Origin of the sequence: Caulobacter sp. RHG1 (assembly GCF_013181195.1) — a bacterium.
Taxonomy (GTDB): Bacteria; Pseudomonadota; Alphaproteobacteria; order Caulobacterales; family Caulobacteraceae; genus Caulobacter.
In genome coordinates this window covers 104,391-117,053 of sequence record NZ_SMZP01000004.1, presented here as the reverse complement: position 1 = coordinate 117,053, position 12,663 = coordinate 104,391, and the positions used below count along the sequence as shown (strand labels likewise).

Annotated in this window: 13 protein-coding genes; 8 read left to right on the top strand and 5 right to left on the bottom strand. The window is 67.4% G+C overall.

The annotated features are described in order from the left end of the window. Nucleotides 1–80: 80 nt before the first annotated feature. The 4 genes from E1H18_RS11650 to E1H18_RS11635 all read left to right on the top strand — a co-directional run bounded on the left by E1H18_RS11650 (nt 81) and on the right by E1H18_RS11635 (nt 4,325). Nucleotides 81–1,472 (top strand): methylmalonyl-CoA mutase family protein, encoded by a 1,392-nt coding sequence (locus tag E1H18_RS11650; RefSeq protein ID WP_241736012.1) that lies wholly within the window; start codon nt 81–83, stop codon nt 1,470–1,472. 3 nt (nt 1,473–1,475) lie between these two features. Further along, complete coding sequence (scpA, locus tag E1H18_RS11645) at nt 1,476–3,629, top strand: methylmalonyl-CoA mutase (RefSeq protein WP_172268060.1); 2,154 nt, start codon at nt 1,476–1,478, stop codon at nt 3,627–3,629. Nucleotides 3,630–3,660: 31 nt separating this feature from the next. After that, nucleotides 3,661–3,813 (top strand): hypothetical protein, encoded by a 153-nt coding sequence (locus E1H18_RS11640; RefSeq protein ID WP_172268057.1) that lies wholly within the window; start codon nt 3,661–3,663, stop codon nt 3,811–3,813. A 62-nt stretch (nt 3,814–3,875) separates the two neighbouring features. Further along, nucleotides 3,876–4,325, top strand: coding sequence for a hypothetical protein (locus tag E1H18_RS11635; protein ID WP_172268054.1), 450 nt, complete (start codon nt 3,876–3,878; stop codon nt 4,323–4,325). Here E1H18_RS11635 and E1H18_RS11630 read toward each other — a convergent pair. Then, the gene (locus tag E1H18_RS11630) at nt 4,322–4,777 is read right to left on the bottom strand and encodes a DUF4112 domain-containing protein (protein ID WP_172268051.1); all 456 of its coding nucleotides are present in this window, start codon (nt 4,775–4,777) and stop codon (nt 4,322–4,324) included. The two genes, E1H18_RS11635 and E1H18_RS11630, sit on opposite strands and share 4 nt — an antisense overlap. A 60-nt stretch (nt 4,778–4,837) precedes the next feature. Next, complete coding sequence (locus E1H18_RS11625) at nt 4,838–5,302, bottom strand: DUF4112 domain-containing protein (protein WP_172269545.1); 465 nt, start codon at nt 5,300–5,302, stop codon at nt 4,838–4,840. Nucleotides 5,303–5,482: 180 nt separating this feature from the next. Here E1H18_RS11625 and E1H18_RS11620 point away from each other — a divergent pair, with 180 nt between their 5' ends. Continuing rightward, complete coding sequence (locus tag E1H18_RS11620; protein WP_172268048.1) at nt 5,483–5,803, top strand: YbjQ family protein; 321 nt, start codon at nt 5,483–5,485, stop codon at nt 5,801–5,803. Between the two features lie 273 nt (nt 5,804–6,076). Here the strand turns inward: E1H18_RS11620 and phaH are convergent, their stop codons facing one another. The 3 genes from phaH to E1H18_RS11605 all read right to left on the bottom strand — a co-directional run bounded on the left by phaH (nt 6,077) and on the right by E1H18_RS11605 (nt 8,778). Continuing rightward, the gene (gene phaH / locus E1H18_RS11615; protein ID WP_172268045.1) at nt 6,077–6,775 is read right to left on the bottom strand and encodes a phasin PhaH; all 699 of its coding nucleotides are present in this window, start codon (nt 6,773–6,775) and stop codon (nt 6,077–6,079) included. Between the two features lie 186 nt (nt 6,776–6,961). After that, nucleotides 6,962–7,783: a 23S rRNA (adenine(2030)-N(6))-methyltransferase RlmJ gene (rlmJ, locus tag E1H18_RS11610; RefSeq protein WP_172268043.1), complete on the bottom strand. Its 822-nt coding sequence runs from the start codon at nt 7,781–7,783 to the stop codon at nt 6,962–6,964. After that, the gene (locus E1H18_RS11605; RefSeq protein WP_172268041.1) at nt 7,780–8,778 is read right to left on the bottom strand and encodes a YafY family protein; all 999 of its coding nucleotides are present in this window, start codon (nt 8,776–8,778) and stop codon (nt 7,780–7,782) included. Before E1H18_RS11605 ends, rlmJ begins: the two co-directional genes overlap by 4 nt. A 125-nt stretch (nt 8,779–8,903) precedes the next feature. Here E1H18_RS11605 and E1H18_RS11600 point away from each other — a divergent pair, with 125 nt between their 5' ends. The 3 genes from E1H18_RS11600 to E1H18_RS11590 all read left to right on the top strand — a co-directional run bounded on the left by E1H18_RS11600 (nt 8,904) and on the right by E1H18_RS11590 (nt 12,661). Next, entirely contained in the window at nt 8,904–9,254 is a 351-nt protein-coding gene (locus E1H18_RS11600) for a hypothetical protein (protein ID WP_172268039.1), read from the top strand. A 351-nt stretch (nt 9,255–9,605) separates the two neighbouring features. After that, a complete protein-coding gene (locus E1H18_RS11595; RefSeq protein ID WP_241735989.1) occupies nt 9,606–12,083 on the top strand; it encodes a TonB-dependent siderophore receptor in 2,478 nt (825 codons plus the stop codon). Between the two features lie 92 nt (nt 12,084–12,175). Further along, nucleotides 12,176–12,661, top strand: a complete 486-nt coding sequence (locus tag E1H18_RS11590) for a GNAT family N-acetyltransferase (RefSeq protein WP_172268035.1) — start codon at nt 12,176–12,178, stop codon at nt 12,659–12,661. The last annotated feature ends 2 nt before the right edge of the window (nt 12,662–12,663 follow it).

Genomic DNA, 12,663 nt, shown 5'->3' with positions numbered 1-12,663 from the left:
AGGAGAGAAACGCCGTGACCGCCACGCCCCTGGCCGACGACTTCGGCGCGCAAGGCGACGCGGCGACCCGCGCGCGCTGGATGGCCCTGGTCGAGAAGACGCTGAAGGGCCAAAGCTTCGACGAGGCTCTAACGGTGACCACACCCGACGGCCTGACGATCCAGCCGCTGTACACGGCAGAAGACGGCGTCGCGGTGGCCCGCGATCTGCGCCTGCGTGACCCCGAACGGCCGTGGGACCTGCGCGTTCGCGCCGCCCATCCCGATCCGGTCCATACGGCGCGGGACATCCTGACCGACCTGGAGAACGGCGCGGCCTCGGTGCTGCTGAAGATTGATCCCAAGGGCGCGGACGGCGTCGCGATCGGTTCCGTGGACGATCTGGCCCAGGCGCTGTCGGGCGTCCTGATCGACCTGGCGACCGTGTCCCTCGACGCCGGCTACCTGGGTCCCAAGGCCGCCGACTGGCTGAGCGTCCTGGCCAAGGGCGCTCCGAATGCGCCGCTGGCCTTTCACCTCGATCCGCTCAGCACGTTCGCCGAGACCGGAACCAGCCCGGGCCCGATCGAGGCGCACGTCTTCAACGCCGCCACGGTCGCCGCGCGCCTCTCCGAGACCTACGCCAAGGCCAGCCTGTTTCTGGCGAGCGGTCGCACCGCGCATGAAGCCGGCGGATCCAATACCGAGGAGCTGGCGATGATGACCGCCAGCGCGCTCGCCTACGCCAAGGCCCTGGTGCGCTCGGGCCTGTCTCAGGAAGACGCCTTCGGCCGCATCGTGCTGGGCGTCAGCCTGGACGGCGAATATTTCACCGGCGTCGCCAAGGTCCGCGCCGCCAAGGCGATGTGGGCGCGGCTCACGCAGGCCTGCGGCGTCACCGTCGCGCCCAAGATCGAGGTCCGTTCCTCGCGCCGGATGCTGGCCAAGGCCGACGCCTGGACCAATCTGCTGCGCCTGACCTCGGCCGGGTTCGCCGGCGCGGTCGGCGGGGCCGACGCGATCGTGCTGGACGCCTTCACCGACTCCATCGGCTTGCCCACCGCCTTCGCCCGCCGCCAGGTCCGCAACACGCAGCTGGTGTTGATGGAAGAGAGCAATCTGGGGCGCGTCGCCGATCCGGCCGGCGGGGCTTGGTACCTCGACAGTCTGACCGACCAACTGGCCCGCACTGCCTGGAGCGGCTTCCAGGAGATCGAAACGGCCGGCGGGATCGTCAAGGCGCTGGAGAGCGGTGCGATCGCCGACGCGGTGACCAAGACCCGCGGCCTCCAGGAAGCCGCCTATGCCGACAAATCCCGCAAGATTCTGGGCGTCACGGTCTTCCCCAATGCCGATGACAAGACGCCGGAGGTCGAGGCGCCCGACGCGTCCGCCTTCGCCAAGACCGGTCCCGACGTCCGCCTGCCCGGTCCCGACAGCCGGTGCCCGCCCCTGACGCCCGTCCGCTTCGCCGCCGCTTTCGAGGGGGCCTGAGCCATGAGCAAGTTCCCCGACTTCACCACGATCGACTTCGCCGAAGTCGCCTCCTCAGCCCCCCCTGAGGGCGAGGCCTGGAATACGCCGGAAGGCGTCGCCGTCGCCCCGGCCTACGACGCCGAAGACGCAGCGGGCCTAGACTTCACCGGCGGTTTCCCGGGCGTCGCGCCGTTCGTGCGCGGCCCCTACCCGACCATGTACGTGACCAACCCGTGGACGGTGCGACAGTACGCAGGCTTCTCCACCGCCGAGGACAGTAACGCCTTCTATCGCCGCAACCTGGCGGCCGGCCAAATGGGCCTGTCGGTGGCCTTCGACCTGGCCACCCACCGCGGCTATGACTCTGACCACGAGCGGGTGAAGGGCGACGTCGGCATGGCCGGCGTGGCCATCGACTCGATCCTGGACATGCGCACGCTGTTTTCCGGAATCCCGCTCGACAAGATGAGCGTGTCGATGACCATGAACGGCGCGGTGCTGCCGATCCTGGCGCTCTACATCGTCGCGGCCGAGGAACAGGGCGTCAGCGCCGACAAGCTGTCGGGGACGATCCAGAACGATATCCTCAAAGAGTTCATGGTGCGGAACACCTACATCTATCCGCCCGCGCCCTCGATGCGGATCATCTCGGACATCTTCGCCTTCACCTCGGCGAACATGCCCAAGTTCAACTCGATCTCGATCAGCGGCTACCACATGCAGGAGGCCGGCGCGTCGGCCGACCTGGAGCTGGCCTATACCCTGGCCGACGGCGTCGAATACGCCCGGGCCGGCGTCGCGGCCGGCATGAGCATCGACACCTTCGCGCCACGCCTGAGCTTCTTCTGGGCCATCGGCATGAACTACTTCATGGAGGTGGCGAAGATGCGCGCGGCCCGCCTCCTCTGGGCCCGCCTGATGAAGCGCGAGTTCGAGCCCAAGGACGACCGCTCGCTCAGCCTCCGGACGCACAGCCAGACCAGCGGCTGGTCGCTGGCGGCGCAGGACGTTTTCAACAACGTCTCGCGTACCTGCGTCGAGGCCATGGCCGCCGTGAACGGTCAGACCCAGAGCCTGCACACCAACGCCCTGGACGAAGCGCTGGCCCTGCCCACCGATTTCTCGGCCCGGATCGCCCGCAACACCCAGCTGTTCCTGCAGATGGAGAGCGGCACGACGCGCGTCGCCGACCCCTGGGGCGGCAGCTATTATGTCGAGCGCCTGACCTACGAGCTGGCCCAGAAGGCGCTCGCGCACATCGAGGAAGTGGAAGCCGCCGGCGGCATGGCCAAGGCCATCGAGCAGGGCATCCCCAAGCTGCGCATCGAGGAAGCCGCCGCCAAGACCCAGGCCCGCATCGACGCCAACAGGCAGAGCGTGGTCGGCGTCAACCGCTACAAGCCCGAGGTCGCCGACGACATCCCGATGCTGAAGGTCGACAACGGGTCGGTCCGCGCGCAGCAGCTGGAAAAGCTGGCCCGTTTGAAGGCCGAGCGCGATCCCGCCGAGACCGAACGCGCTTTGAAAGCTCTGGAAGACGGCGCCCGTGGGACTGGCAACCTGCTGGCCCTGGCCGTCGACGCCGCCCGCGCCAAGGCCACAGTCGGCGAGATCAGCATGGCCATGGAGAAGGTCTTCGGTCGCCACCGCGCCGTGATCAAGGCGATCGAAGGCGTCTACAGCAAGGAGGCTGGCGCCGACCCGAAGACAGCGCGGGCCCGAGCCATGGTCGCCGCCTTCCGCGAGGCCCACGGCGGCGCGCCCCGCATCATGGTCGCCAAGATGGGCCAGGATGGCCATGACCGCGGCCAGAAGGTGATCTCAAGCGCCTTCGCCGACCTCGGCTTCAAGGTCGAGATCGGGCCGCTGTTCCAGACCCCCGCCGAGGCCGCCGAGGAAGCCATCAAGGCCGGCGTCCACGTGGTCGGAGCCTCGTCCCTGGCCGCCGGCCACCTGACGCTGGTGCCGGAACTGAAGGCCGAGCTGGCCGCCCGTGACCGCTCCGACATCGTCGTGGTGGTCGGCGGCGTGATCCCGCCGCAGGACTTCCAGGCCCTGCTGGACGCCGGCGCCGCCAGCATCTTCCCGCCCGGCACGGTCATCGCCGAAGCGGCCATCGAGGTGCTGGAAAAGCTGAACGTCCAGCTGGGCTACAGCCAGGGAACGGCGGCTTAGCGATCGGCCATGGCCGTGTAGCATCACGGCCATGAACGTCATCGTCCAATTGCTGGAGACGTCGCAGCTGCACCGCTTCACGCTGGACGACGTCTTACGCATGCAGGAGGCAGGCATTCTCGACGAAAGCGCCCGCGTCGAGTTGATCGATGGAGCACTGGCCGAGCTGCCCATCATTCGCTGATCGCCACTTGCCCGCAACCGAGCGCAATGTAACCTGAGGTCGAGCACGATCCAGAGTTCCGCATGCCGCCTTCGACACGCCGCACCACCAAGTTTCGCGTCGCCCTGGCGCTGCTGCTGGCTTTTGTCCTGCCGTCCCTGGTGCTGGGCCAGATCTTCTATTGGACCTCACCGGAAATCGGGCCAAAGGCTCCGGGGACAGCTGCGCTATACGCTTGGCCAATGCTGGTGTTCGGCCTGTTCTTCGGCTGGCCCTACGTGCTGGGGGCCGTGGGCTGCTGGGCGGTGCTCGACCATTTCGACCGCCACTTCTTATGGACCGCCGCGATCATCGGCCTGGTGACCGGCGCGGTCGTGTCGGGAAGAGGCTCGATGGCCAATTTCCACATCGATATCGCGATCGCCATGCCCCTGGGCCTCGTGACCGCTCTGGGCGTCTGGCAGATCGCCTACGGTCGTCAGGACCGCCTTCCCGCGCCGAGGCCCTCGCCCAGGCCGCGCCTGGCCCTCTAGCCGCCCTTCTTGCGGAAGAGGCCGCGGCGCTTCTTCGAGCGCTCAAGCGCAACGTCGTCAGGCAAGCCGTGCTTGGCCTCGATATCCTTTTGCAAAGCCTTGGCCGCCATCAGGTGGCCGGGGAACAGGGTGTCGATCAGCCAGCCCAGGCCCGGCACGGCGGCAGGGACATTGTCGGCCACGAGATAGGCGGTCATCCGCGCCATGGTCCCGGCCGAGGCGCCCGCATGGAAGGCCTGGACCAGGAGCAGCCCGCCCGCTCCGACGCCGTAGATCAGACCTGCGCCCGGCACCCAGGCCAGCACGCCGTCCAGACCGATGCCCAAAGGGCCGATGCCGATCAGCCGGTCGGAAAGACGCTTGATCGACTCCGCCGAACGCCAGGCGCGGTGGGCCTTGGCGCGGCGGTCCGTGGACCGTTCGGAAGAAGAGAACGAGATCTCGTCGGTCATGCTTGCCTGAACGCCCCTCCCCTTCCACTCGTTGCTTGGCCTTCGCTTGTTGCCTGGCTCTTAGCCGAGGAAGACCACTCGGCGCTTTTCCTTGCCGGCCTGGATCCGGGCCAGCAGGTCCCGGTACTCCTGGGTGGCCTGCACGTCCTTGCGCGAGCCCTCGAAATAGATGGTGTCGTCCATGTGGTTGGTCAGCATGTCGGCCGACCACTTGTGACCGGTGAACAGCACGTCGATCGCCTTCCCGGCCACCGGCACCATGCCCGCCACCGTGTCGATCAGGATGATGGCCACGATCTGGACGACGATCATCGGCGCAGCCCGCGCCCGAACGGCGTCCAGCACGATCAGTCCGCCCGCGCCCAGGCTGTACAGCTCGCCCGCCCCCGGGATCCAGGTCAGCAGGCCGTCCAGACCCACGCCGAACGGCCCGACGCCGACGACATTGTCCGAGAGCTTCTTCACCCGCTCGACATTGTTGCGGATGTTGTGCAGCTCGATATGCGATTTGGCGAAGATCACCAGGCGGCTCCGGACGGTTAACGGGCGCAACTTGCCTGAAGCCAAGCCGCGCAGGAAGTGGCGGCGCTTCAGATTCCCCCATTGGGCGAACGTCGTGATGGAAAGTCGCGCGTTTTGGGGGAGCCCCTCGCGAACAGCCGCGTTTGCGCTTAAGTTAACCCTGTTGCCCGCCAGGATTCCCGGATGCTGATCACGACGACCCCGTTCATCGAAGGCCGCCCGGTTCGCGAGTACAAGGGCGCGATCTACGCCCAGTCGATCCTGGGCGCCAACGTCGTTCTGGACCTGCTGGCCTCGATCCGCGACTTCATCGGCGGCCACTCCAAGTCCTACGAGCGCGTGCTGGCCCGGGCCCGCGAAGACGCCATGAAGAACCTCGTCAAGGAAGCCGAGGCCCTGGGCGCCAACGCCATCGTCGGCGTCGATCTCGACTACAACACCGTCGGTCCGAACGGCTCGATGATGATGGTCTCGGTCTCGGGCACGGCGGTGGTTCTGTCCTAGCCGGCCACACGCCCCACCCTTACGACGGGGGCCAGGTGTTATGGGGCGGGGATGAGCACGGATCATTCGGGCGCGCGTAAATCGACAAGCGATTGATTTTTTGCGCCGAGGTCATGAACGTCGCGCGATCAGGCGCTCAAATCCCCCGACTCGCCCCCTCCGCGCCTGCGGCGCTCCTCCCCCAGAGGGGGAAGACGCGGCTGTGGTTCCGTCCGCCCCCTTTGGGGGCGGACGACCGCGCGCTGGCGCGCGGTCAGGTGGGGGGCTTGCGGCCTAAGCCCCCGCCTCGCCCGCAAAGCGCTTGGCTTGGTCGATCCAGGCTTCCCGGTCGGCGCGGCCCTTGAGGTTCAACAGCTGGTCGTAGGAGGCCAGTTCATCGGGCGTCCAGGCGGCGATCTGGCTGAACTGGGTGACGCCCAACTCGCCCAGCGACGCGGCCAGCTTGGGACCGACGCCGACCAGGCGGGTCAGGTCGTCGAGGGCGGTCTCGGTCGCCTTCTGGACGGCTTCGACGGCGACTGGCGCGGCCTCTTCGACCGTCTCGACCGCTTTGGCGATCGCCGGTTCGATGGCGGCGACCGGCTCGACCACCGCCTGCACGGCGACTTCGTTGGCAGCCGTCACGGTCTCGACCAGCGGTTCAGCGACCGTCTCGGCAATCTCCTGCGTCGCGTCCAGAACCGTCTCGGTGGTCTCGGCGACCAGGGTCACGGCTTCGATCACCGGCTCGGGCGCGGCTTCCAGCACCGCGATCGTTTCAGCCGGCACGGTCGCCGGTTCGGGCGCGAGAGCCAGCACGGCCTCCAGGTTCACCGCTTCGCGCCAGCGCGAAGCCCACCACCAATAGGTGGCGCCGGCCGCGGCCGCGCCGCCGAACACCAGCCACAGCGGCGAGGCCGCGCCGATCGCCCAATGGGGCGCGGCGGGCGCTTCGGAAGCGTCCTGGGAAAGAGAAGGAAAGATCGAAACCATGGCGGAACTCCCGGGTCGGCAAGACTTAGGGCGACAGCGATCTATTGCAGCGCAGCATAACACGGAAAACGCGTTCGCAACCGCAAAAATGCTTCCCCCTGAAGCCTGCGAGCAGGCTTCAGGTTCCTTAGCTTGGAGGGTGGCAGACGCCGAAACCGCTCACACTTTCGGCTGCCACGCTCCAGGTCAGGCGCTCCACACCCGCGAGCGACCGCCCTTTTCGCCCAGGCGCGAGGCGATCCAGTCGCCTGCTTCCGTCGCCGCGGCATCAAGGCCAGCCGGCGCATTGACCATCACCATCGCACAGCCGTTCATCTTCATCGGATCAGTCAGCGGCCGCAGCCGCAGCTCGGCGACCAGCAGATTTCCGGTCACCGCCTCCATCGATCGCAAGAACGCGTCGAAGGTCTCCAGGTCCTTGATCGGCAGCCAGACAGCCAGCGCGGCGTCGGGCGCGCGGGCCAGGACGGCGCGGGTCGTCGCCGCGATCTGCCGGTAGTCGTCGGGCCGCTCGAACGGCGGATCGATGACCACGAAGGCGCGCCCCCCTCTGCCCGCCCGCTCGACGGCGGTCGCATAGCCGTCGGCCTCCAGCGCCTGGGCGCTGACGTAGGGGGTCAGGGTCTGGCGCAGGATATGGACGTCGTCCGGCCGCAGCTCGCAGCCTACATAGCGATCAGTCTTGCGCAGGGCGCGGGCGATCAGGCGCGGCGAACCGGGATAGAGATCGCCAGGCTTGCCGCCGTTCATCTCGGCGACGGCCTTGAGCAACGGGCCGAACACGGCCGGCGCGTCGGTCGCGGCCTTCAGTCGGAAGATCCCCGCCTGGGCCTCACCGGAACGACGGGCCATCTCGCCCGAGAGGTCGTAGCCGCCGGCCCCGGCATGGGTGTCGATCACCGAGAGGGCGTCGCTCTGCTTCTGAAGAGCCGACAGCATGGCCAGCACGATCGCGTGCTTGTGCAGGTCGGCGAAGTTGCCGGCGTGGAAGGCGTGACGGTAGTTCATGCCTGGGTCTCTACCCACGCGCCGTGCGCAAGGCCAGCTTCGCGCAGCTCGTGGACCATCGTGTCCTTCAGCGCCTGAGGCCCGACGATCTCGATATCTCCGCCCCAGGTAAACAGGTGCCAGGCCAGCTCGCGCATGCCGCCCGCCCGGAACGTGACCGTCACCGAGCCGTCCATTTCCTGCGCCACCTTCTGCGTCGCGTGGAAGCGCCAGCGCAGGGCGTCCTCGGCGCGGCTGGCCTTGATGCGTAGCTCCACGTCCTGGATCTCGTCGTGATAGATGCCGAAACTCTCGTCGGCGAAGGCCTGCAGCGAGAAGTCGGCGGGCGGCGAGGCGGCGCGATCCAGCACCTTCAGGTCGCTCATCCGGTCCAGGCGCCAGGAGCGCGGCTGGCCGCCCTGCCCCTCGGCCGCCACCAGATAATTGCTGCGCCCGAACAGGACGCCCAGCGGCGTGACCTCGCGGGTGCGGCCCGGCGTGCTGCCGCCCTCGTAGCGGAACGACAGCGCCGACAGCCCCTTGATCGCCGTGCGGATGGCGGCCAGCACCGCGGCGTCCTCGAACGGACGCGGTCCGGCATGCACCGCGATGGTCTCGGCTTGGACCAGGGCCTCGACGTCCGGCGCCACCTTGCGCCGCGCCGCGCCGCGCAGCGCCGACAGCAGCTTGCCCTCTAGGGCGTACAGCGATGCTGCCCGGGCCTCGGCCCCCGAGGCCTTGTAGCCATCGGCGGCGCTGCGCAGGGCCGCCAGCTCCTCGGCGGTCGGGGTCTGGAAGACGCCGTCCAGGCCCGACGGGATGCGGAAACGCTTGGTGGGCGGATCGTCGATCGCCTCCATCTGCGGGAAGGCGGTCCAGACGGCGTCGCGCATCCGCTCGGCGGTGCGGCGGCCGACATCCAGGTTGCGGGCCATCTCGTCCAGGGTCAGCCCCTCAGCCGAGCCGGCCAGCATCCGGGCCAGATCCAGAAGACGGGTCGCTTTCTCATGTCTCATGGGACTTCTCTAAATCGCGCATCCAGGCGGCGAACCGCTCACACTTCGCCTGATCCGCTCACGCTATACGACCGTTTTTGTCGCAAGGCGCGCACATTCTGTCGACATCGACACTGGAGAATCCGATGTCCCGCTTCGCCTGCCCGTCCTGGACCGTCGCCCCCGTCAACCAGGCCCTGATCTCGGCCGTGATGGACTTCGCCGACATCTACCGCGACATGGGCGGCGGCCGCACCCTGCGCCGGATCAGCCATGAGCGCGCAGCCCGGGCCGACATGTTCCTGCTGCTGGGCCGCGACGTCGAGCGCGTCACCGACATCGGCCTGGTGTGGAACGACCGCGAGGACCAGATCGTCCGCGTCACCGATGACGCCGAACTACGCGAGTCGCGACTGACCCTCTGGGAAGAAGCTTTCGATCTGTTCGAGACGGAAGAGACCGACGACGTGGCCGAACCGATGCGCCTCGTCGCCTGATACGACGCCGGCTCGCGCACGAAACGCCCCCTCGATGCGCCGATCCGAACGTCGTTCTGCCTAAAATCCGCAATCCGTCGCCGCGCAAAACGGCGCCCGTCGGGCGCTTGCGCGGTTGTGGCGCTTTCCTGACAGCCCGCCATTGCCGAACGCGGCGACTTCAATCCCCCTGAATAGATCGGAGAGTAACCGATCTGTTTTTAGTACCCGCGTCAAAAATAAGAACCACGGGGAGAAGAACGCCTTGGAGAAGGAAATCGTCACGCGTCAATAAATACAATGAGGGGGCTATTAATGACTCAGCGTTTCAAACCCGCGCTTCTCGCGGGCATTTCGGCGCTATCTGTTACTATGGGATATTCTTCCATTTCTTTCGCCGCAGGCTCAGGAACTGGCGCTACGCCGCCTGAACAAAGCAGCGAGATCGACACCGTTATTGTCACCGGCACGCGCCAGACCGGCCTGCGGGTCATCGACAGCCCTGCCCCCGTGCAAGTGGTCGACACCAGCACCCTGGAACGCACTGGCGCGGTCGACCTGCGTCTGGGCCTGGCCAATCTGGTTCCGTCGTTCAACGCCCAGGCGTTCGGCGGCGACACCGCCAACCTGACCCTGTCGGCCCGTCTGCGCGGCCTGTCGCCCAACCAGGCCCTGGTGCTGGTCAACGGCAAGCGCCGCCACACCACCGGCAACCTGGCCGTTCTGTCGGGCGTCTATCAGGGCGCCGCGGCCGCCGACCTCGCCTTCATCCCGATGGCCGGCATCGGCCGCATCGAAGTGCTGACCGACGGCGCCGCCGCCCAGTACGGCACCGACGCCATCGCCGGCGTCGTCAACATCATCCTGAAGAAGAACCCCGGCGGCGGCTCGATCTCGGCCACGGGCGGCGAATATATCGACGGCGGCGGCAAGACGGCCGGCGCCTCGGTCAACGTCGGCATGGCCCCGACCGAAAACAGCTATCTGAACGTCACGGTCGAGGCCAAGTACCACGGCTTCTCCAACCGCGGCCTGCCCGACCAGCGCGTCTTCAACCCGGCCAGCCCCGGCTACTCCGCCGCCAACAACGCCGTCGAAAGCCTGATCCCCGGCTATCCGAACCTGAACCTGATCTCGGGCGACGCCGAGTATCGGATGCAGAACCTGGCCTTCAACGGCGGGGTCGAGCTGGGCGGCGGCTTCGAGGTCTATTCGTTCGGCACCTACGGCCACAAGGACGCCTCGGCCTACGAGAACTACCGCCGCTATAACCGCGTCCAAGGGCGCATGGGCGCCGTCGACCGTCCGTTCCCGCTGGGCTTCTCGCCCCGCGAGCGCATCATCGAGGACGACTACGCCCTGACCCTGGGCGCTTCGGGCGAGATCGCCGGCTGGAACGTCGACCTGTCCTCGACCTACGGCAAGGACGACATCGAGGTACGGGTCGAGGACTCGATCAACGCCAGCCTCTATGTCGACACCTCGACCACCACGACCCGCGGCTTCTCGCCGACCTCGTTCCATGCCGGCAGCTGGCGCACGACCCAGTGGACCAACAACCTGGATCTGCGCCGCGGCTTCGACGTGGGCCTGGCCGCGCCGATGGACGTCGCCCTGGGCTACGAACAGCGCCGTGACACTTACCGCATCGGCGCGGGCGACGCGGCCTCGACCTACAAGGAAGGTTCGCAGTCGTATCCCGGCTTCCAGAAGACCGACGCCGGTGGCCATTCGCGCACCAGCTGGGCGATCTACGGCGACGTCGCGCTGTCGCCCGTCGAGGCCTGGAAGATCGACGCGGCCGTCCGCTACGAGAAGTTCAGCGACTTCGGCGACACCACCGTCGCCAAGCTGACCAGCCGGTACGACTTCAACGAGATGATCGCCGTCCGCGGCACCGTCTCGTCCGGCTTCCGCGCCCCGACCCTGGCGGAGTCGTTCTACTCGGCCACCAACGTGTCGCCGACCAGCGCCTTCGTGCAGCTGGCGCCGAACTCGCCGGCCGCCCGCCTGCTGGGCATCGACGCGCTGAAGCCCGAAAAGTCGATGAACTACAGCTTCGGCCTCGTGGCTCACCCGATCCCGAAGATGACGGCGACGATCGACGCCTATCAGATCAATCTGAAGGACCGCATCTTCGGCTCCAGCTCGGTCTACGGCCTGCGTAACGGCGTGGTGGTCAACACCAACGTCAACGCTGCGATCGCCGCCAACGGCAACGTGCTGGACAGCACGGTGGCCAGCACCGGCATCAACATCTTCTCCAATGGCCTGGACACCCGGACCCGCGGCCTCGACTTCGTCGTCGCCTACCCGGTGGACCTGGGCGGCTACGGCCGGATCGACCTGACGCTGTCGGGCAACGTCAACAAGACCAAGATCACCAAGGTCAAGGCTGCCCCGACCGCTCTGGCCACCACCAGCGCCGCCTTCCCGAGCGGCCAGGTGCTGTTCGCCGGCAACGCCGCCTCGCTGCTGGAAAGGGCTGCGCCGAAGTACAAGATCGGCCTCAACGGCCTCTACACCTTCGGCAAGGTGACGCTGTCGCTGACCGAGACCTTCTACGGCAAGGCTGAAGCCCTGGCCGACCCGGGCACCGGTCCGCTGCAGACCACGGTCGCCAGCGCCGCCGCCATCACCGACGTGGAGCTGTCCTACAAGTTCCCGATGGGCGTGGTGGCCGCGATCGGGGCCAACAACGCCTTCAACAAGTATCCGGACAAGTTCTCCACCGCCTTCCAGACTGCCTGTATCGCGTCCGGCGGCGGCTGCGTGACCCAGTATCCGGGCTTCTCGCCATACGGCATCAACGGCGGCTACTACTACGGCCGCCTGACCTTCTCGTTCTAAGCAGGTCGAAAAATCAAATGCGAAGGGGCGGGCTGCTAGGCCCGCCCCTTTTGCTTGAGTAAGCTCAACCAGAAGATAGGGAGGGCGGCGCGATGGGAGTCTCGCAGAACCAGATCCGCGCGGCGCGGACCGCCGACCTCCCCGCCGTCGCAGCGCTCTATCACCGCGTCTGGCGCGAGACCCACGCCGCGGCCATGCCGCCAGCCGAACGCGAGGCTCGTGACCTGGCCTATTTCGAGGCCAAGCTCTCCGTCTTGCCAACGAACATTCTGCTGCTCGAGGATGGCGACAAGCTCGCCGGCTTCGCCGCCTGGTCGGGTCCGATCCTGGGTCAGCTCTTCTTCGATGCGACCTGGCGCGGGCAAGGCCTGGCCAGACCGCTGCTGATGGCCGCCGAACGCGAGATGGCCAGACAGGGCGTCGTCCAGGCGGAGCTGCATTGCCTTGAAGGCAATATCCGCGCCCGCGACTTCTACGAAAGGAACGGGTGGCGGCTTGACCGCACCTTCGCCTACCCCGTGAGGGGCGGCCCGGGCGATGACACCCGGAACTACTGGGCGATGATCAAACCGCTCTAGCC